Consider the following 20,080-nt stretch of genomic DNA (forward strand, 5'->3'; position numbering starts at 1 on the left):
CTCTCCCTTAATGGTTAATTAATGTTTTTCCAGTCATTTCAACTGGCTGTTCTACATTTAATAGATCAAGCATCGTTGGCGCCAAATCGCCGAGGATTCCTCCATCGCGCAGCGTGATGCCTTCTTTTGTGACAATAACCGGAACCGGATTCGTTGTGTGAGCCGTCATTGGATTGCCTTCTACGGTTACGACTTCATCAGCGTTACCGTGATCAGCGGTAATAATCGCCGTGCCGCCTTTTGCCAGGATCAAGTCTACAACCCGCCCCAGGCACTCATCTACTACTTCAACTGCTTTAATCGTCGGCTCTAAAAGTCCTGAGTGGCCAACCATGTCTGGATTTGCAAAGTTCAGGATGATCGCATCCTGTTTGTCGCCTTCGATTTCGGCAAGTAACGCGTCCGTTACTTCATATGCGCTCATCTCTGGCTGCAAATCGTATGTTGCCACTTTCGGTGAGTTTACCAAGATTCGTTTTTCACCAGGGAATTCCCCTTCACGGCCGCCGCTCATAAAGAACGTAACGTGCGGGTATTTTTCCGTTTCCGCAATGCGAAGCTGGCGAAGATTGTTGTTGGCTAATACTTCCCCGACAGTATTTGATAAATCTGTTTTGTTATACGCGATAACGCCTTTAACTGTTTCCGAATATGGTGTCATGCAGACGAAGAACAAGTCTTTAGGACGGAATTCGCCACGATCGAATCCCATAAAGTCTTCGTTTGTAAACACATTCGCTAACTGAATCGCCCGGTCAGGACGGAAGTTAAAGAAAATTACGGCGTCGTTATCTTGAACTTTCGCAATCGGTTTACCGTTTTTACCAGTGATGACAGCCGGTACAAAAAATTCATCGACAACGTCCGCTGCGTAAGAGGCTTCAAGTGCTTCAAGCGGATCATCAAACTTTGGTGCATCGTTTTGCGCAATTGCATCATATGCTTTTTGAACACGATCCCAGCGGTTATCGCGGTCCATTGCATAATAGCGTCCAGAAATTGTCGCAAACTGTCCAACACCAAGCTCATCCATTTTCGCTTGTACATCTTCAATGTAGCCTTTTGCTGTTTTAGGTCCAACATCGCGGCCGTCCAGAAAAGCGTGAACATACACTTTTTCAAGACCCTGCCGTTTTGCAAACTCAAGCAGCGCTTTTAAATGATCAATATGGCTATGTACGCCACCATCAGACAGAAGCCCAAACAAATGAAGAGCTGTTCCGTTTTTCTTCGCATGCTCAGCCGCTTTTATGAACTGCTCATTTTCAAAGAATTCCCCTTCACGAATCGCGATGTTAATTCTTGTTAAGCTTTGGTATACAATCCGCCCAGCACCAATATTCATATGACCTACTTCCGAGTTGCCCATTTGGCCCTCTGGAAGACCTACTGCTTCCCCGCTTGCTGTCAGCTGTGCATGAGGGAATTGGTTCCAGTAGCGGTCAAAATTTGGCTTATTGGCCTGCGCGACCGCATTACCGCTCGTTTCAGCCCGGCAGGCGAACCCGTCGAGAATAATGAGCGCAACCGGTCCTTTAGCCATTGTTTACAGCCTCCAAAAGAGCAAGGTATGATGCCGCATCCAAGCTTGCGCCGCCGACAAGTGCGCCGTCGATATCCGGCTGTGCCATATATTCTGCAATGTTTTCAGGTTTTACACTGCCGCCGTATTGGATACGGACAGAATCAGCCGCTTTGTCTGAATAAAGGCTGCGAACTGTTTCACGGATTTCTGCACACACTTCGTTTGCATCGTTTGATGAAGACGATTTGCCTGTGCCGATTGCCCAGATTGGCTCATAAGCAATAACAGAGCTGCTTACTTGCTCTTCTGATAAGCCTTCAAGTGCTGCTTTAATTTGACCTGAAACAAATGCATTTGTTTCGCCTGCTTCACGCTGTTCAAGCGTTTCACCGCAGCAAATGATTGGTGTCATGCCATGGTTAAAGATCGCTTTTGCTTTTTTATTTACAGACTCGTCTGTTTCGTTGAACATTTCACGGCGCTCTGAATGGCCGATGATCACATATTCAACTCCAAGGTCCGCAAGTGCTTTCGGGCTAATTTCACCTGTGAAGGCTCCGTTGTCTTCAAAGTGAGCGTTTTGTGCACTGATTTTCACATCTGTTCCTTTTACCGCTTCAACAAGCTGTCCAAGGAACAAAGCAGGCGCACCAATTACGCTGTCCACTTGTTCTGATGATGGTACTTTTCCTTTTACATCGTTTGCGAACTCAATTGCTTCGCTAAGCGTTTTATTCATTTTCCAGTTTCCTGCAATGATCGGTCTACGCATGAATAAATCTCCCTTCTGCTGCTTCGAAATTACTTATCGTCAAGCGCTGTAACGCCTGGAAGTTCTTTACCTTCCATAAACTCAAGGCTCGCGCCTCCGCCTGTTGAAATGTGGCTCATTTTGTCCGCAAGGTCGAATTTTTCAACCGCTGCTGCTGAATCGCCGCCGCCAATAACAGAATACGCATCAGAATCAGCGAGTGCTTGTGCCACACCTTTTGTTCCTTTTGCAAACTTATCAAGTTCGAATACACCCATTGGGCCGTTCCAAATGACAAGTTTTGAGTTTTTAATGGTTTCTGCATACAATTCAATCGTTTTCGGACCGATATCAAGTGCTTCCCAGTCAGATGGAATTTGATCGATTGGTACAATTTTTGTGTTTGCATGCTCACCAAAATCATCTGCTACAGTAACATCAACCGGCATCAAGAATTTAACGCCTTTTTCTTCGGCTTTTTTCATAAATTCTTTTGCCAGATCCATTTTATCTTCTTCTAAAAGAGATTTTCCGATTTCATGGCCAAGAGCTTTTACGAATGTGTACGCAAGACCGCCGCCAATGATCAAGTTATCTACTTTATCAAGCAGGTGATCAATCACACCGATTTTGTCTCTTACTTTCGCTCCGCCGACGATCGCTGTAAACGGACGCTCTGGCTCAGATAATGCTTTTCCAAGCACATCCAATTCTTTTTGCATCAAGAAGCCGGAAGCAGATGGAAGAAGATGAGCAATTCCCTCTGTAGAAGCATGAGCACGGTGAGCCGCACCAAACGCGTCATTTACATAGATGTCTGCAAGCGAAGCAAATTCTTTTGCCAGCTCTGGATCATTCTTTTCTTCGCCCGGATAGAAACGAACGTTTTCAAGAAGAAGAATGTCGCCTTCTTTCATGCCAGAAATCGCTTCTTTCACACTGTCGCCGTAAGCTTCATCCACTTTGGCGATTTGTTTGCCTGTAAGCTCAGCCAAGCGGCGTCCAGCTTCTGTCAGGCGCATCTCTTCGTTTACTTCTCCTTTTGGACGGCCAAGGTGGCTTGCCAGAAGGACGATGGCTCCCTGTTCAGACAAATACTCAATTGTCGGAATCGCGGCACGGATACGCGTATCATCCGTAATTTTGCCATCTTTCATTGGAACGTTGAAGTCAACGCGGCAAAAAACGCGTTTACCTTTCAAGTCCAAATCTTTAATTGTCTTTTTGTTCATCAAGAAGACCTCCCAGTGTAATTGAAAAGCGAAAGCTAAGCGTGCAGCATTCTGCCGACATCGTTCGACGCTGCTTTAGCAGCGGAACAGATAACGGCTTACACACAAAAAAAAGGGAGCGGGGATTGTATCCCGCTCCCCGTTTCACCTTTTCATTATAGATGGTGAACTGTTGATTTCCAAGTTATAGCTTAAAAAATCAGTGTGTTTTAATTAAAGACCTTTTGATGCGATGTATTGAGCAAGGTCAACAACGCGGTTTGAGTAGCCGTTCTCGTTATCGTACCAAGAAAGAACTTTTACCATGTTGCCTTCCATAACCATCGTTGAAAGAGCATCGATTGTTGAAGAAGCTGGTGAGCCATTGTAATCAGATGATACAAGTGGAAGCTCAGTGTAAGCAAGAATACCTTTAAGGTCGCCTTCAGCAGCTGTTTTTAGCGCTTCGTTTACTTCTTCAGCTGTTACATCTTGCTTCAATTCTGCTACAAGGTCAACTACAGAAACGTTTGGTGTTGGAACGCGCATAGCCATACCGTTTAGTTTGCCTTTCAATTCAGGAAGCACAAGAGAAACGGCTTTCGCTGCACCTGTAGAAGTTGGGATCATGTTTTCTGCTGCTGCACGCGCACGACGGTAGTCAGAGTGTGGCAGGTCAAGAATTTGCTGGTCATTTGTGTAAGAGTGAACTGTTGTCATCATACCGCGTACGATACCGAATTTTTCGTTCAATACTTTTGCAAATGGAGCCAAGCAGTTTGTTGTACAAGATGCATTTGAAATAACTTGGTGGTTCGCTGCATCGTATTTATCTTCGTTAACACCCATAACAATTGTGATATCTTCATCAGATGCCGGAGCAGAGATGATGACTTTTTTCGCGCCGCCTTCAAGGTGTTTCGCTGCGTCTGCACGTTTTGTGAAACGGCCAGTTGATTCAACAACTACTTCCGCACCGTTAGCTGCCCAAGGAATTTGCGCTGGATCGCGTTCAGCTGTTACTTTTACGCGCTCGCCGTTTACAACGATTGTATCGCCGTCAACTGTTACGTCCGCGTCAAGTGTGCCGTGAACTGTATCGTATTTTAAAAGGTGTGCAAGCATATTTGCATCTGTAAGGTCGTTGATTGCTACAACATCAACTTCCGGATTTTTAAGTGCTGCGCGGAATACGTTACGTCCAATACGTCCAAAACCATTAATACCAATTTTTACTGCCATGAGTGATTTCCTCCTCGAAATTGTTTATCAAACCGCCAGTTCATGTGAGAACTGGCGGATGTTCGCGTTAAGATAGGTCTTCAAGCAATTCTCTTGCGGCTGCTTCATCTGTCACTAAAATATCGAGCTTTGGTGATCCGTTTAAATACGAACGAATCGCTTTCCCTTTTGATGCGCCGCCTGCCGCCGCAATTACGACTTTGGCATGCTGCAGATCATCCAGTTTCAAGCCGATTGTTGATAGCTTCTGAATCACTTCGCCTTCTTTGTTGAAATAGTAGCCAAATGCTTCTGCCACTGCTTCATTTTGTTCCAGCATCGCAAGTTCCGCTTCTGGTGTTTTGCGGCGCTTTGCCATCGAAATTGCATTCCCGACGCCATGGAGAACAATGTCTGCAGACTGGATCATGCTGACTGCTTCTTTGATCGCCGGCTCCTGAAGAAGAGATTCGCGCACATCAGGGCTGATTCGCTCCGGTGCGTACAACACACGGTGTGACCCGTTTGTATTCTGTGCCATTAATGCAGCGATCGTGTTGGCTTCATTGCGGACATCATCCCCAATACCGCCCCGTGCCGGCACAAATAATACTTGTTTCCCTTCTGCAAAATCCGGTTTCATCGTTCTTGCTGCTTCCGCCATTGTCGAGCCGCCTGTTACAGCGATGATAGTTTTACCGCTGAGCCTGCTCTTTATGCGGCTTACGCACGCCTCACCGATTGCTTTTTTCACGAATGCCGATTCATCACAATTGCCAGGCACAATAACAGCTTCCGATAAATTGTAGCGGGCCTTCAGCTCTTCGGCCATTGAATCAATGCCTTTAAGCTCGAGCATCAGCTCTTCCAGCTCCCTCACCACATCCATACCCGTTTCTGTTAATTTCATGCCTGATGCACTGAAATCGAGCAGTCCGCGCTCTTTTAAAAACTCCGCTTCGCTTCTTACAACACGTTCCGTCATGCTCAGTGACTGGGCAAGCGTACGTCTGCCAGCTGTCCCGGCAATTCGAACCGCCTGCAAAAGACGATAGCGTTTTTGCATAATGTCAAGCAGGTCCGGTACGAGCTGCTGTTGAATATTTAAGATCGGTTTCATATCCCGCGCTCCTCTTCGGTCTTTGGGTTCTCTTTCGTCCCAGTTGAAACTTTTAATGTCCCACCCCGGCGAAAAAAATTTTTCCCTGCTTACAAATTCATTGTAGCAGGGCATTATTTAAAAATCAACGAAAAGAGCTCGTTATTTTTTTAAATTATTCGTTAACTCTTCCTTTCAGTTGTGTTAAGAGAGAGCGGCGTTCCACGTGGCCATAAGCCATAAGCTCTCCCCCCATTTCAACAACCGGAATCATTAATCCGTATTTTTCTGTCCATTCATCTTTTGTATCAATGTTTCGTTCAAGCATCTCTATATTCAATTCCTGCGCGATGGGGACGACGACTTTTTTAGCGTCGTCACATAAATGGCAGCCTGGTCTTGTATAGAAATAAATCGTCATATGATCGCTCTTATTCATATCTTTTGCGCTTTGCTGAAGATGGTATATTTAATTGTTCTCTGTATTTGGCGACTGTTCTTCTTGAAACAGCCATCCCTTCTTTTAAAAGCGCAGAACAAATAGCCTGGTCAGACAGCGGCTTTCTCTTGTCTTCCGCTGAGACGAGCGCTTGAATACGTATTTTCACCTGGTTGGAAGAGGCCGTTTCGCCTTCTTCTGAGGAAGCAGCCATACCGGATGGGAAAAAGGTTTTTAATTCGCATGTGCCAAACGGAGTCTGCATGTACTTCCCCCGTACGGTCCGGCTTACGGTTGATTCATGAATGTTCAGCTCTTCAGCAATGTCTTTCATCGTAAGCGGCTGAAGGGAGCCCGGCCCGTCAAAGAAAAAACGGCGCTGCTTTTCTACAATTTTAAGTCCTACCCGCTGTATGGTCTGCTGTCTTTGCTCAAGGCTTCTCATGAGCCACTGATAGTCTTTTTCTTTTTCTTTTATAAACCGCTTCACTTCTTTGTCCGCGTGTGAAGCCAATTCATTAAAATATTCTTTTTCAAAAATAACTTTCGGTAAATCGTCATCATAAAGATGGACTTCTATGGTCTCTCCGCTAACGGTTACCGCTACATCAGGCTGCACATAGCAGGAAGATCCGTTTCCGAAAGAAGCACCTGGCTTTGGATTTAACGTTCGAATAAAATCAGCCGCCTGCTGAATATCCTTTAGTTCAACACCAAGCTTTTTGGCGAGCGGCTTCCATGTTTTATCGGCAAACTCGATAAAATGACTACGAAGAATTGTCTCCGCTAAAAAAGGTGCATCCAGGCGCCGTTCCACCTGCAGAAGAAGACATTCCTGCAAACTGCCGGCTCCGATTCCTGCCGGCTCCATCCACTTGATCATATCGAGTACCAATTGGACTTCGTCTTTGTTCTCCCCCATCAAGACGGCTGCTTCCTTGCTGTCAATCGTCATATAGCCGTTTTCGTCCATGTTATCTAATAAAAAACGAAGAATCCGTTTTTGTTTATCGGTTAATTCTTTCAACTGAAATTGAGCCTGCACATAATCCGTGATGGTATAAGAAGAATCCGCAATGTGCTCGATCCAGTTTTTATCATCTGCCGCTTTTGCTCCTGACTGGGCACGTTCTTTTTTATGAAGCGCTTTCAATGAAGGCGTTTCTAATTGAATAAACGGGTTCTCGACGGCCTTTGTTTCCAAAAACGCTGCCAGCTCCTGCGCTGAATATTGAAGCAATGTAATGGCCTGCGTTAATTCCTGCGTCATGGCCAGCTTCATCGTCTGCTGCTGCCAGAGTCCCGGCTTCATTTGCATGTTCATCCCATCTCCCCCTTACCGCTATTATACAGATTAGCGGCATGAAAAAAAAGACCCGCTGCAGCAGGTCTTTTGAAATTCCTTATTTTTCTTCTTTGTTTGTAACTTCATTACGTGTAACGATATGGTCTACAAGGCCATATTCTCTCGCACGATCCGCTGTCATAAAGTTATCGCGGTCTGTATCGCGTGCAATGACTTCAAGCGGCTGGCCAGTGCGCTCTGACAGGATGCCGTTTAATTTCTCACGAAGGAATAGAATACGCTTCGCTGCGATTTCGATTTCTGTTGCCTGGCCCTGCGCTCCGCCAAGCGGCTGGTGAATCATGACTTCACTGTTCGGAAGAGCGTAACGCTTGCCTGGTGTACCTGCAGCAAGAAGGAAAGCCCCCATGGAAGCAGCCATACCGATACAGATCGTCTGTACATTCGGTTTAATAAACTGCATTGTATCGTAGATCGCCATACCAGCTGTGATACTGCCGCCCGGGCTGTTGATGTAGATAGAAATATCTTTTTCTGGGTTTTCTGCTTCAAGGAACAAAAGCTGAGCTACGATTGAGTTTGCCACATTATCATCAATGCCGCTTCCAAGCATAATAATGCGGTCTTTCAACAAACGGGAATAAATGTCATACGCGCGTTCACCGCGGTTTGTTTGTTCAATAACTGTAGGAATTAAATTCATACTGTGGTTCCTCCTTTGGATAATAGCTTTATTGTTTAACCATCATACAATCCAAGGTCAGTGAAGGTCAAACATTATGCTTTTGTTTATGTACGTTTTCTTCTTTTCCCTTTCAAAATCCTGCTAAACGAAACTGTTTTTCTTTCTGTAAATATTTTTTTGAATTTCTATTGCATTTATTCAAATCTTACTCTATAATCTTAAATTGTACCGTAAATCACATGTCCTCGTGGTGCAACGGATAGCACGCAAGCCTCCGAAGCTTGAAATGCAGGTTCGATTCCTGCCGAGGACGTCCCAAAAACCAGCGGCTTATTCTTTAAGCTGCTGGTTTTTTATTTTTCTTTTTCATCTATGACAGGGTTATCATTTGAGCAGCCTGACCCGTCATCCGCTCTTTTGGCATATCAATCACTCTTCTGTAATGCAGCTTCTGTCTATTGTGCAAAAAAAGCGCCCTGCCGAATTGGCAGGGCGCTTTTTTATATCCATTCTTCCCGTTCGATGAGTGAGGCCATTTTTCCGACTGCTTCCTCGCTGTCGCGGCCTTCTGCGCTGATTGTCACTTCTTCTCCGGTGTTCAAAGCAATGCTCATGATCCCCATAATGCTTTTCGCATTATATTTTCTTCCGTCTTTCTCAAGAAAAATTTCTGAATGAAAGCGAGCTGCTTCCTGTACAAAAAGAGCAGCCGGTCTTGCCTGTAAACCAGATTTTAATTGTACATGTACTGTTTTTTCTGCCATGTTGCCACATCCTTTTTATTTCTCGGCTGCCGCCATTTCACCGGCCCGGATCTTATCTGCTATTTCGTCAATTTTTCGCAGACGGTGGTTAATGCCTGATTTGCTGATTGCTGCGCCTGATACCATTTCTCCAAGCTCTTTTAATGTTACATCTTGATGAAGAACCCGCAGCTCTGCAATTTCACGCAGCCGGTCTGGCAAAATACCGAGACCGACCGTTTGATCAATAAACTTTATATTTTCGACCTGGCGCAAAGCCGCCCCGATCGTTTTGTTCAAATTCGCTGTTTCACAGTTTACAAGACGGTTGACGGAGTTTCTCATGTCCCGGACAATCCGCACGTCCTCAAACCGCATGAGCGCGCTGTGCGCTCCTACAATACTAAAGAAATCAGAAATTTTTTCTGCTTCTTTTAAATACGTAATAAATCCTTTTTTTCGTTCGAGCGTTTTCGCATTCAAGCTAAATTCATTCATTAAAGTGCATAACGCTTCATTATGCTCCTGATATAAAGAAAAAATCTCCAAATGGTAAGACGAGGTTTCCGGATTATTGACCGAGCCCCCCGCTAAAAAAGCGCCGCGCAGATACGCACGCTGGCAGCAATTTTTTTCCGTTATCCGTGAAGCAATATGATGAATAAACGAAAAGCCGTCTTCGATAATGCCCAAGTCGTCTAATATAACCTGTGCGTTTTCCTTTAACCGCACAATATAGACATTATTTTTCTTTAACCGCATTTTTTTGCGGACCAGCAATTCAACCGCCGCGTCATAATTTCGTTTAATTAGGACATAAATGCGCCGGGCAATGGCCGCATTTTCCGTTTGAATGTTCACAACAAGCTGCCGGTTTGAAAACGACAGGGAGCCATTCATCCGGATCAGGGCAGATAGCTCTGCTTTCGCGCAGCATCCGCTCGTTTCAATCGTCGTTAACTCTTTTTTTGTTTCTGATGCAAAAGACACCACCATCCACTCCTCTCTTGATACCCGCTTACCGTTTTGGGATGAGGCGCACAAGTATTTCAGCGACTTTGGCTGTATCATGGCGGATTATAGAGTTCTCGAATGTCAGAATGTCATCAAAAATGGCATCCAGTCCGAGCCCCCGCAGCCTTTCCACGTCATACACAACCGGTTTCGCCATTTCTTCTTTGTACAGTTCCTGTATGTCTGCCGGAACGGGTTCCTTATTTACTAAAATCGTGTCCATCGCCGAGCAGTTCAAGTGATCATAGATCGCCTGGACATGATCTGATGCTGTAAAATCAAGAGTTTCCCCTGCCTGTGTCATTAAATTGCAGATATACACTTTTTTTGCCTTTGAAGCACAAACTTCTTCCCCTATTCCAGGCACAAGCAAATTCGGCAGAATACTTGTGTATAAACTGCCTGGGCCGAGAATAATCATATCTGCTTCCCGAATAGAACGGATCGTCTCTGGAAGCGGCTCAATGTGCTCCGGTGTTAAAAACACCCGTCGGATTTTTTTGCCGGAATAGGGGATTTTAGATTCACCGGACACAACCGTCCCGTCTTCCATCTCCGCATGAAGTACAACGCTTTGATTGGCAGCCGGAAGCACTTTTCCCCGAACATTGAGCACCCGGCTCATTTCCTGAATCGCATGCCCGAAATCGCCTGTAATCGAAGAAAGTGCGGCAATCATTAAATTGCCAAGGGCGTGCCCTGACAATTCATTGTTTGTTGTAAACCGATGCTGAAACAAAGACTCTACGAGCGGCTCTACATCGGAAAGCGCCGCCAGCACATTGCGAATATCACCAGGCGGCGGAATGTTTAGTTCGGACCGGAGCCTCCCAGAACTGCCCCCGTCATCTGCTACAGTGACAATAGCGGTAAGGTCAATCGGATGGCGCTTAAGCCCCCGAAGCAGGACTGAAAGACCGGTCCCCCCGCCGATTATGACAACTTTCGGCTGACGGGACGTCATGCTTTTGCGGCCTTTCTCTTGTCAATGTCACGGTGTGTCACGCGCGTTTGATACCCGTCTGCAAAGTAATTAGCCAAATACTCTGCTAAAGCGACAGACCGGTGCTGTCCGCCGGTACAGCCAATGGCAATTACCAGTTGTGATTTGCCTTCCATTTTATAATGCGGCAGCATAAAGGTCAGCAAATCGGTCACTTTTTCTAAAAACTTCTGTGTGTCATTCCATTTCATCACATATTCAGCCACGTCTGTTTCAAGTCCTGTGCGTGGACGCATGTGCTCAATATAGTGCGGATTCGGCAAAAAACGAACATCAAAAACAAGATCCGCGTCAATCGGAAGGCCATGCTTAAAGCCGAATGACATAACATTTACCGTAAAAGACGCCTGTTTATTTGGTGAAAACTCTTTCATGATATTTTCACGCAAATCCTTCGGCTTCATTTGGGATGTATTTAAAATCATATTTGCACGGCCACGCAGGTCGTTTAACAGCTCACGCTCCTGATGAATGCCGTCAAGCGGGCGATCATCACGCGACAGAGGATGCGTACGGCGTGTTTCTTTATACCGGCGCACCAATACTTCATCTTCTGCATCTAAAAATAACACCCTTGGTGCCGTGTTTAATGTTTCGGCCGCTTCATCAAGAGCGGTTTGCAGGTGGTCAAAAAATTCACGCCCGCGCATGTCCATAACGATGGCTACTTTTTTTAACTTTTGCCCCGAATCTTTCATCAGCGTTAAAAACGGCTGCAGGAGTGTTGGCGGCAAATTGTCCATACAATAAAAGCCAAGATCCTCAAAGCTTTGAACGGCCACCGTTTTACCAGCTCCAGACATTCCTGTAATAATTACAAGCTGTACATCATTCGCCATTGTTAGTCCCCTCTCTTCCATCAGCTTGGGTCCAGTCGATACGAGATCAACTCAAAATCAGGTGTATATGTAAAGGCTCCATAAAGCAGGCCGGTCCCATGCACCATATATTCAAGCAGATGGCGGTCTCCTTCTGCCATCGGCAGTTCTTTTAATTCTTCAATCGGCTTCCAGTGCAAATCGCCTTCCCGCGTGTGAGTCAGCGGACTGCCATCGGCCTGGTCTGCAAAAAAAGTGAACATCATCCATTCATCCATCACTTTTTCGCCATCTTTAATAATAAATGTGAAAATTCCTTTTACATTCGGGTTGCGCAAATATAAACCTGTTTCCTCCCGATACTCTCGAATCACTGCATCCCGTACGGATTCACCAGGCTCCATTTTGCCTCCTGGCGCCACCCACCAATTGCGGCGGGGCTTTTGCATTAATAAAACCTGCCCATCTCTCATCAGTACACAATTTGTGACACGCTGCACAATAACACCCCCGTCAAACTGCCAACAGATATTTCCTTCATTATACGGTGACAGCCGAATAAGTGCAACGCTGCCGGGTGTTTTTTATAAGAAAAGCGAAAACGGCCGTTTAGCCCCGACAGGTATAAGACGACCTGTCGGAGTGGCGCTTTTTGCCACATAGACAGGTTGACTTATGACCCCGAGGGGCTGGCCGTTGCAGCTGGACAATGTTAGAGCATTATTTTATAAAGAGCAAAGGCTAAAAGCGCGACGTCCTGTTGCAACGCCTTCGTGACCCTTGAATGCAATGGATCAAAAGCTAAAACCGCCGCGTCCTGCGACAACGCTTTTGTGACCCACTTCCTGTGGGCCTAAAAAAAGCGCCTGGTACTGAGTACCAGACGCGTGTAAAAAAGCTGCAGGGGGCAGTTTGATTACATCTTTACTATACCACCCTTATATTTCAAAACGATGACGAGAACGTAAAGAAAAGGTTACGCTTTTACACCGAGTTCTTCTTTTAATTCTTCTACAAAATGCTGGGCTGCTTGGGCAGCAATACTTCCATCTCCTGTAGCTGTAACGATTTGACGGAGCATTTTTTCACGAACGTCACCGGCTGCGTAAATGCCAGGAATTTTCGTTTCCATTTTCTCATTCGTTACAATGTAGCCTTCATCATTTGTGATGCCCAGGCTTTCAAATGGCTTTGTCAGCGGCACCATGCCGATGTAAATAAATACACCATCTGCCGGGAATGGGCGCTCTTCACCCGTTTTAGTTGAAACAAGCGTTACGCTGCCGACTTTCCCATCTTTTTCGTTAATTTCTTTTACTGTGTGGCTCCAGACAAAGTCTACTTTTTCATTCGCAAAAGCGCGATCCTGCAAAATCTTTTGTGCTCGCAGTTCATCGCGGCGGTGAACAATCGTTACTTTTTTCGCAAAGCGTGTTAAATAAACGCCTTCTTCAACGGCAGAGTCTCCGCCGCCCACAACAACCAGTTCTTTTTCTTTAAAGAACGCGCCGTCACATACTGCACAATATGACACACCGCGGCCGCCTAGTTCATTTTCACCCGGCACGCCGATTTTTTTGTATTGTGCACCTGTTGTAATAATGATTGCCCGTGCTTTATACTGCTTTGAACCCGCATTAACGGTTTTATATTCCTTGCCGTCTGTAATGGATTTGATATCGCCGTATGCGTATTCAGCACCGAATTTTTTCGCGTGATCAAACATTTTTGTTGAAAGCTCAGGCCCTAGAATATGGTCATAGCCTGGATAGTTTTCTACTTCTTCCGTATTGGCCATTTGCCCGCCCGGTACACCGCGCTCGATCATGAGCGTAGAAAGGTTAGCCCGGGATGTATACACAGCTGCCGTCATCCCTGCAGGACCGGCACCGATAATAATGACATCATAAATTTTTTCTTCAGCTGTCATAGTTGATTCTCCTTTATGATCAAAATAAATACCCTCAAGCGTATAAGTAAGATGTTACTTTCATCGTACTGAAATTCCTTTATTCCGTCTATTATTCTGCTCAAAGCAGGTGTTCACGAATAAATTTAGCGTACTTTTGTACCGTTGAAACAGACACGCTATATTTTTCCCCCGCTTCCGACTGACTAAACGGTTCATTGCGCAGTTTGCGCCATACGTATTCTACTGCAGCGGCAAGACCGGCCGGCTTCGTCATATTTGCTTTTTGATATTGCAGTTCCAGGAAAATAGAGAACCACATTAAAAACAATCCTGCTTCCTGTGAGCCAAGCGGCCGGAAATGACGGTATAAAACAAGAGCCGTTTCATGGGCAAGACGCGTATTCATTTCACTTAAAAGCGTATGATCGATCGGCATGCCAAGGATGTCCGCCAGATAAATTTTTTCGTATGGCTGCAGCGTTTCAATGTCACAAAACTTCGGATGCGTCATGATTTCTTTATGATCGGCCGCTAACGAAAGCAGGAAAATGCCGAACAATCGCTCTTCATCCCGTTTCCCATTTAAATAGCCGATAATCGCTTCCGGATCACGTTCTATTTCACTTTCTGCTCTTCCAGCTCCCCACGGCTCAAGTCCCTCTTTTTCCGGATTATCCTGCAATACTTTTTTCCAGGCCGAGCGTGCGGTTTGCGGATGGTCTGTGTGGTGGGCCGCATAGGAAAGCCAGTAGTAAAACCCGGCATCTCCCTCAAACCCGCTTTTCTGGAGTTTTTTCAGCCAGCGGTAAGCCTCTTTATATCGTCCAATCAGGGCAAAGGTAGCACCGATTTTAAATTGCTGATCTGGGATAAGCGGCTGAATTTTCGCCAGCTGGTCTGCTAAATCGTTCAGTTGTTCCTGCTTTTTTTCGTAAAAGTAAAACACGATTTTATTACAGATGGCATGTAAGTTGCCCGGGTTACGCTCAAGTACATCCTCAAGCACCCCGTATGCTTTTTCTGATTGTCCAAGATAAAAATAGGCCAATGCAAGATTATTGTATGCTGCCCAGAAATCCGGGTACTTCTTAACTGTTTCTTCTAAGTGTTCCGCCGCTTTGGCAAAATGTCCGCTTTCAAGCAGGAATCGTGATTTTTCCTGCATTTCAATCATCTCATCCTGTTCGGATAAATCCTCGAACTCTTCTTCATGATCGAGCGTAATCAAATCGAGCAGGTCCTCCGCATCTTCTCGGTACTCCCCGTGCTCAGCTAAATCCAAGTACATTTGTGCATGGCGAAAAGCTTCTTTAAACGAACCGAGGTGTGCATAATTGTTCGCAAGGAAATAATGACACTCCGTCATATGCGGATCCAAGTCATCCAGCACAAAATGAAGCAGGCCGTTTGATTGCTCATAATGCCCAAGCTCCGTTTCCACAATGGCGAGCTGACAAGCAATAATAGGTTCCAGCGGCTCAAGATCCATGGCACGCGAAAGGTATTTTTTTGCTTTCGGCAGCTCTCTTTTTTCAAGCGCCTTCATGCCTTTTATATAATAAAACTCTCCTGTCGGAAAAAATGAGACAACATTCTCTTTCTGTTTCCGGCGCATTGAGTCATTTCCCATGAAAATCCTCCGTACGTTCTGTATGATTAACTTATGTAGTATAGCATACGTACCAGCAGAAAAACAGATGAAAAGCCGGCCTAAAAAAGGCCGGCTTTTTTTATTCTTTGTCTTTCCCTTCGTGGCGGCGCGCTAGAACGGATAATACATCGTCCAAAGCTAAATCCTGCTCACGCAGCAGAACAAGCAGATGGTACAACAGATCGGCCGCTTCCCACTGAAGCTCTTCCTTGTCGCGATTTTTCGCGGCAATAATAACTTCTGCCGCTTCTTCGCCGACTTTTTTCAAAATCTTATCGACACCTTTTTCAAACAAATACGTTGTATAAGCACCTTCCGGACGGTTTTGCTCACGGTCTGCAATAACCTGCTCCAGCTGCTGCAGAATTGAATATGGAAGTGACACATTGTCTTCTCCGTAAAAGGGTTCATCGAAGCAGCTTGTTGTGCCGCGGTGGCAGGCAGGACCAGCCGGCTCCACTTTTACAACGATCGCATCTTTATCGCAGTCAAACTGCATGGAAACGACTTTTTGTGTATGGCCGCTTGTAGCTCCTTTATGCCAAAGCTCCTGGCGGGAACGGCTGTAAAACCACGTTTCGCCTGTTTCCATCGTTTTTTTTAGAGATTCCTCATTCATATAAGCAAGTGTTAATACTTCATACGTCGTCGCATCCTGTACAATGGCAGGCACGAGTCCTTTTTCATCAAACTTCACTTCGTCAATCATCTGACGTTCACCTCTGCATTTCGCAAAAATTGTTTGACCTCTCCAACGCCGGTTTCTTTATAGTGAAAAATAGAAGCGGCAAGCGCTGCATCAGCCTTCGCTTCTGTAAACACATCCAAAAAGTGCTCTGCGCCCCCAGCACCGCCTGACGCAATCACCGGAACCGAGACTGCATCACCAACTGCTTTTGTCAGGGCAATATCAAAGCCTTGCTTGCTCCCGTCTTCGTCCATGCTTGTCAGCAAAATTTCCCCGGCACCGCGCTCGACCGCTTCTTTTGCCCAGTCAATGACGGTCCGCTCAGTTGGCGTACGTCCGCCGTGTGTATACACGCGCCACGTTCCAATTGATTCATCATATTTTGCATCAATGGCAATCACAATACATTGGGAGCCGAAAAACGCGGCTCCTTCATTGATCAAATCCGGATTGTTTACAGCCGCTGTATTCAATGATACTTTATCTGCGCCTGCACGTAAAATGCGTTTCATATCTTCAAGCGCGTTAATGCCGCCGCCGACCGTAAAGGGAATCGCAAGCTCTGACGCAACAGCCTGCACCACATCCACCATCGTTTTACGCCCTTCTACCGATGCGGATATATCTAAAAACACAAGCTCGTCCGCTCCCTGCTCATCATAAACACGCGCCAATTCCACCGGGTCTCCTGCGTCACGCAGCTCCACAAATTGAATCCCCTTTACGACGCGCCCTTCTTTTACATCCAGGCAGGGGATGATACGTTTTGTCATCATTCGGCCGCCACCTCCAGCGCTTCTTTTACGGTGAAACGGCCTGTATAAATCGATTTTCCGCAGATGGAGCCAGAGAGTCCGTCTTCTTTCCATTTTGCGAGTGCACGCAAATCGTCCAGTGACGAAACGCCGCCGGAAGCAATGACGCTTTTTCCTGTTTCCCGTGCAAGCTCCGCCGTTGCTTCTACGTTTGGTCCAGACAGCATGCCGTCGTTGGCGATATCCGTAAAAATAAACGTTTCGGCACCCGCTTCAGCAAATTCTTTAGCAAGGTCCACCGCTTTTACAGATGACGTTTCAAGCCAGCCGTGCGTGGCCACAAAGCCATTTTTTGCATCAAGGCCGATCGCAATTTTTTCCCCGTATGTACGAAGCCACTGTTTGACAAGCTCCGGCTCTTTTACAGCCAGGCTGCCGATGATCACCCGGTCTACACCATTGTCCAGATAATGCTTTACGTCTTCTTCCGTCCGGATGCCGCCGCCGATTTGCACCTTCGCATTCAGCTTTTGGGCTGCTTCAATCACAAATGTATCATTTACACGCTGGCCGTCTTTTGCTCCATCAAGATCAACCATGTGAATCCATTCGGCTCCCTGCTCTACAAAGGACTTCGCCATATCAAATGGCGAGTCCCCGTAAATTGTCTCCTGGTTATAGTCCCCCTGCACAAGGCGGACGCATTTGCCGCCGCGCATATCAATAGCCGGATAAATAGTAAAACTCATAGCATGTCCTCCGATCGTTCCATCGCTTTTGCAAAGTTCGTCAGCAGCTGCATTCCCGTTTTACTGCTTTTTTCCGGGTGAAACTGCATACCTGACACGTTCTTCTGCCCGACAACAGCCGGTACCTGTACACCATAATCCGCGCTTGCCAGAAGTGCGTTTTTATCTACTCCGTCTGCATAGTACGAGTGAACGAAGTACACATAACCATCTTCAATGCCTTCAAGCACCGGTGCATCCTGGTGAAAATGAAGCTTGTTCCAGCCCATATGCGGCACTTTCAAGCGCTCGCCGTTCGCATCGCGGTCTGGAATATGGACAATCCGTCCCTTGAGCAGACCGAGTCCTTCAAACTGCCCATTTTCTTCGCTTTCTTCAAATAGAAGCTGCATACCGAGACAAATGCCAAGAAGCGGACGGCCGCTGTCCACATACTGATGAATAAACTGATCAAGATTCGTTTCACGAAGACGGGCCATCGCATCTTTGTACGCACCAACGCCAGGCAAAATAACGCCTTTTGTGTTGTTTAGCTCTTCTGGTGATTCACTAATCACATATGGGATGCCAATTCGCTCAAGTGCTTTCGATACGCTGAACAAATTGCCCATGCCATAATCGATAATTCCGATCATTTATAACATTCCCTTCGTTGACGGCACACCTTTTACGCGCGGGTCAATCGTGACTGCTTCATCGATCGCACGGGCCATCGCTTTAAATACCGCTTCAATCATATGGTGTGTATTTGTTCCGTAATGAATAATCACATGCAGATTCATACGAGCTTCAAGCGCGAATTTCCATAAAAATTCGTGTACAAGCTCTGTATCAAAGGTGCCGACTTTTTGCGATGGAAAGTCAGCGCCCCGGATTTCAAAATGAGGACGGTTGCTTAAATCTACCACGACTTGTGCGAGGGTATCATCCATCGGCACGAAAAAGTTTCCGTACCGCTTAATGCCTTTTTTATCGCCCAGCGCTTCCTTCAGCGCCATGCCAAGCACGATACCGATATCTTCCGTTGTATGGTGGTCATCTACTTCCACATCGCCATCTGCTTTAACCGTTAAATCAAAATGGCCATGGCGTGTAAACAGATCCAGCATATGATCCATAAATGGCACACCTGTTTGAATATTTGATTTTCCTTCTCCGTCTATCTGGAATGCCAGGTCAATTTTCGTTTCGCCTGTGTAACGCTGCAGCTCTGCACTTCGATTCCCCATTTGCTCTCTCTCCTTTATTGGTTGCGCGCTTCAATAGCGCGGGCATGTGCTTCTAATCCTTCCAGTCGCGCAAACGCGGCAATTTTGGCTCCGTGTTTGTCGAATGCTTTCTTGCTGTACATAATGATGCTTGATTTTTTCATAAAGTCGTCTACATTAAGCGGACTTGAAAAGCGAGCTGTGCCATTTGTCGGAAGGACGTGGTTCGGACCGGCAAAGTAGTCGCCAACTGGCTCAGATGAGTACCGGCCTACAAAGATGGCTCCAGCGTGCTTAATGTCTTTCGTCAGCTCCAGCGCATTTTCTGTCATGATTTCCAAGTGCTCCGGCGCGATCGCATTAATCGTTTCAACCGCTTCTTCCAATGTTGAAGCAAGGTAAATCGCTCCGTGCTCTTCAATAGAAGGCCGTGCAATGTCCTGCCGCGGCAATACCGCAAGCTGCTGCTCGATTTGGTCTGCCACTTCTTTGGCAAGCGCCTCTGACGTCGTGACTAAAACAGCCGATGCACGCGTATCATGCTCGGCCTGTGACAGCATATCCGCCGCCACTTCTTTAGCGGAAGCTGTGTCATCCGCTAGTACGGCAATTTCACTTGGCCCAGCAATCATATCGATGTCAACATCACCGAACACTTCCCGCTTCGCAAGCGCGACAAAAATATTGCCCGGCCCGGTAATTTTATCAACGGCCTGGATCGAGTCCGTTCCGTACGCCAGAGCGGCTACTGCCTGAGCGCCGCCGACTTTAAAGATATCCTTTACACCGGCAATATCGGCTGCTACAAGAACACCTGCCGGCAGACGGCCGTCTGCCGACGGCGGCGATACCATCACAATCCGCTCCACGCCGGCTGTTTTAGCCGGCATCACATTCATCAGAACAGACGACGGATAAGCAGCTGTGCCGCCTGGTACGTATACGCCCACTGAGTCAAGCGGCGTCATTTTCTGCCCTAAAATCGAGCCGTCTTCATTTGTGTACAGCCACGTTTCTCTTTTTTGCTTTGCATGAAAAGCCGCGATATTTTCTGCTGCTTCACGGATAATTTTAATGATCTCATCATCCAGCTCAGCATAGGCGTCGTTAATTTCATCCTGCGTGACCTTTAAGCTGTACAGCTTCGCTCCATCGAACTTTTCTGTATAGGCAAACAGCGCGCGGTCGCCGTTTTCGCGAACGTCTTGAATAATATCACGCACGATGCGCTGCTGTTCTTCTGTTCCCGCATCCACCGACCGTTTGATTGAAAGCCCCGGTGTTACCTGTTTGATCTGGATC

Annotated in this window: 21 protein-coding genes and 1 tRNA gene; 1 reads left to right on the forward strand and 21 read right to left on the reverse strand. The window is 46.4% G+C overall.

The features are described from left to right. Positions 1 to 7: 7 nt before the first annotated feature. The 8 genes from gpmI to clpP all read right to left on the reverse strand — a co-directional run bounded on the left by gpmI (position 8) and on the right by clpP (position 8,276). Entirely contained in the window at positions 8 to 1,543 is a 1,536-nt protein-coding gene (gpmI, locus tag M3221_RS02775) for a 2,3-bisphosphoglycerate-independent phosphoglycerate mutase (RefSeq protein ID WP_251270012.1), read from the reverse strand. Continuing rightward, the gene (gene tpiA / locus M3221_RS02780) at positions 1,536 to 2,297 is read right to left on the reverse strand and encodes a triose-phosphate isomerase (RefSeq protein ID WP_251270013.1); all 762 of its coding nucleotides are present in this window, start codon (positions 2,295 to 2,297) and stop codon (positions 1,536 to 1,538) included. Before tpiA ends, gpmI begins: the two co-directional genes overlap by 8 nt. A gap of 29 nt (positions 2,298 to 2,326) precedes the next feature. Further along, the gene (locus M3221_RS02785; protein WP_251270014.1) at positions 2,327 to 3,508 is read right to left on the reverse strand and encodes a phosphoglycerate kinase; all 1,182 of its coding nucleotides are present in this window, start codon (positions 3,506 to 3,508) and stop codon (positions 2,327 to 2,329) included. 213 nt (positions 3,509 to 3,721) lie between these two features. Then, positions 3,722 to 4,729 carry a type I glyceraldehyde-3-phosphate dehydrogenase gene (gene gap, locus M3221_RS02790; RefSeq protein ID WP_251270015.1) on the reverse strand — a complete coding sequence of 336 codons (1,008 nt, stop codon included), beginning with the start codon at positions 4,727 to 4,729 and terminating at the stop codon, positions 3,722 to 3,724. A gap of 67 nt (positions 4,730 to 4,796) precedes the next feature. Then, positions 4,797 to 5,828, reverse strand: coding sequence for a sugar-binding transcriptional regulator (locus M3221_RS02795; protein WP_251270016.1), 1,032 nt, complete (start codon positions 5,826 to 5,828; stop codon positions 4,797 to 4,799). A 154-nt stretch (positions 5,829 to 5,982) separates the two neighbouring features. Next, positions 5,983 to 6,246 (reverse strand): glutaredoxin family protein, encoded by a 264-nt coding sequence (locus M3221_RS02800; RefSeq protein ID WP_251270017.1) that lies wholly within the window; start codon positions 6,244 to 6,246, stop codon positions 5,983 to 5,985. After that, positions 6,239 to 7,570, reverse strand: a complete 1,332-nt coding sequence (gene rpoN / locus M3221_RS02805; protein WP_311316116.1) for an RNA polymerase factor sigma-54 — start codon at positions 7,568 to 7,570, stop codon at positions 6,239 to 6,241. The genes M3221_RS02800 and rpoN overlap by 8 nt, the downstream gene beginning before the upstream one ends. Positions 7,571 to 7,649: 79 nt before the next feature. Then, positions 7,650 to 8,276 carry an ATP-dependent Clp endopeptidase proteolytic subunit ClpP gene (gene clpP, locus M3221_RS02810; protein WP_311316119.1) on the reverse strand — a complete coding sequence of 209 codons (627 nt, stop codon included), beginning with the start codon at positions 8,274 to 8,276 and terminating at the stop codon, positions 7,650 to 7,652. A gap of 202 nt (positions 8,277 to 8,478) precedes the next feature. Here clpP and M3221_RS02815 point away from each other — a divergent pair. Next, positions 8,479 to 8,550 (forward strand) — tRNA-Arg (locus tag M3221_RS02815). Between the two features lie 187 nt (positions 8,551 to 8,737). On the opposite strand, the gene M3221_RS02820 is transcribed toward M3221_RS02815, so the two are convergent. The 13 genes from M3221_RS02820 to hisD form a co-directional block, all read right to left on the reverse strand. Then, positions 8,738 to 9,001: an HPr family phosphocarrier protein gene (locus tag M3221_RS02820; RefSeq protein ID WP_251270019.1), complete on the reverse strand. Its 264-nt coding sequence runs from the start codon at positions 8,999 to 9,001 to the stop codon at positions 8,738 to 8,740. Between the two features lie 15 nt (positions 9,002 to 9,016). Further along, complete coding sequence (whiA, locus tag M3221_RS02825; protein WP_251270020.1) at positions 9,017 to 9,970, reverse strand: DNA-binding protein WhiA; 954 nt, start codon at positions 9,968 to 9,970, stop codon at positions 9,017 to 9,019. A gap of 28 nt (positions 9,971 to 9,998) precedes the next feature. Beyond that, positions 9,999 to 10,958: a gluconeogenesis factor YvcK family protein gene (locus M3221_RS02830; RefSeq protein WP_251270021.1), complete on the reverse strand. Its 960-nt coding sequence runs from the start codon at positions 10,956 to 10,958 to the stop codon at positions 9,999 to 10,001. Then, a complete protein-coding gene (gene rapZ, locus M3221_RS02835) occupies positions 10,955 to 11,836 on the reverse strand; it encodes an RNase adapter RapZ (RefSeq protein WP_251270022.1) in 882 nt (293 codons plus the stop codon). The genes M3221_RS02830 and rapZ overlap by 4 nt, the downstream gene beginning before the upstream one ends. Before the next feature lie 20 nt (positions 11,837 to 11,856). Further along, a complete protein-coding gene (locus M3221_RS02840) occupies positions 11,857 to 12,315 on the reverse strand; it encodes an NUDIX hydrolase (RefSeq protein ID WP_251270023.1) in 459 nt (152 codons plus the stop codon). Positions 12,316 to 12,791: 476 nt separating this feature from the next. Next, entirely contained in the window at positions 12,792 to 13,745 is a 954-nt protein-coding gene (gene trxB / locus M3221_RS02845; protein WP_251270024.1) for a thioredoxin-disulfide reductase, read from the reverse strand. Positions 13,746 to 13,845: 100 nt separating this feature from the next. Then, positions 13,846 to 15,357 (reverse strand): tetratricopeptide repeat protein, encoded by a 1,512-nt coding sequence (locus M3221_RS02850; RefSeq protein WP_251270025.1) that lies wholly within the window; start codon positions 15,355 to 15,357, stop codon positions 13,846 to 13,848. A gap of 100 nt (positions 15,358 to 15,457) precedes the next feature. After that, positions 15,458 to 16,087 carry a bifunctional phosphoribosyl-AMP cyclohydrolase/phosphoribosyl-ATP diphosphatase HisIE gene (hisIE, locus tag M3221_RS02855; protein ID WP_251270026.1) on the reverse strand — a complete coding sequence of 210 codons (630 nt, stop codon included), beginning with the start codon at positions 16,085 to 16,087 and terminating at the stop codon, positions 15,458 to 15,460. Next, positions 16,084 to 16,842, reverse strand: a complete 759-nt coding sequence (hisF, locus tag M3221_RS02860) for an imidazole glycerol phosphate synthase subunit HisF (RefSeq protein ID WP_242231847.1) — start codon at positions 16,840 to 16,842, stop codon at positions 16,084 to 16,086. Before hisF ends, hisIE begins: the two co-directional genes overlap by 4 nt. Then, complete coding sequence (gene hisA / locus M3221_RS02865) at positions 16,839 to 17,570, reverse strand: 1-(5-phosphoribosyl)-5-[(5-phosphoribosylamino)methylideneamino]imidazole-4-carboxamide isomerase (protein ID WP_251270027.1); 732 nt, start codon at positions 17,568 to 17,570, stop codon at positions 16,839 to 16,841. Before hisA ends, hisF begins: the two co-directional genes overlap by 4 nt. After that, complete coding sequence (gene hisH / locus M3221_RS02870; protein ID WP_251270028.1) at positions 17,567 to 18,205, reverse strand: imidazole glycerol phosphate synthase subunit HisH; 639 nt, start codon at positions 18,203 to 18,205, stop codon at positions 17,567 to 17,569. Before hisH ends, hisA begins: the two co-directional genes overlap by 4 nt. Continuing rightward, positions 18,206 to 18,799 carry an imidazoleglycerol-phosphate dehydratase HisB gene (hisB, locus tag M3221_RS02875; RefSeq protein WP_242231850.1) on the reverse strand — a complete coding sequence of 198 codons (594 nt, stop codon included), beginning with the start codon at positions 18,797 to 18,799 and terminating at the stop codon, positions 18,206 to 18,208. Between the two features lie 14 nt (positions 18,800 to 18,813). Continuing rightward, positions 18,814 to 20,079, reverse strand: a complete 1,266-nt coding sequence (gene hisD / locus M3221_RS02880) for a histidinol dehydrogenase (protein ID WP_251270109.1) — start codon at positions 20,077 to 20,079, stop codon at positions 18,814 to 18,816. Position 20,080 lies beyond the last annotated feature (1 nt).

Source organism: Domibacillus indicus, from assembly GCF_023715895.1.
GTDB lineage: Bacteria > Bacillota > Bacilli > Bacillales > Domibacillaceae > Domibacillus > Domibacillus indicus_A.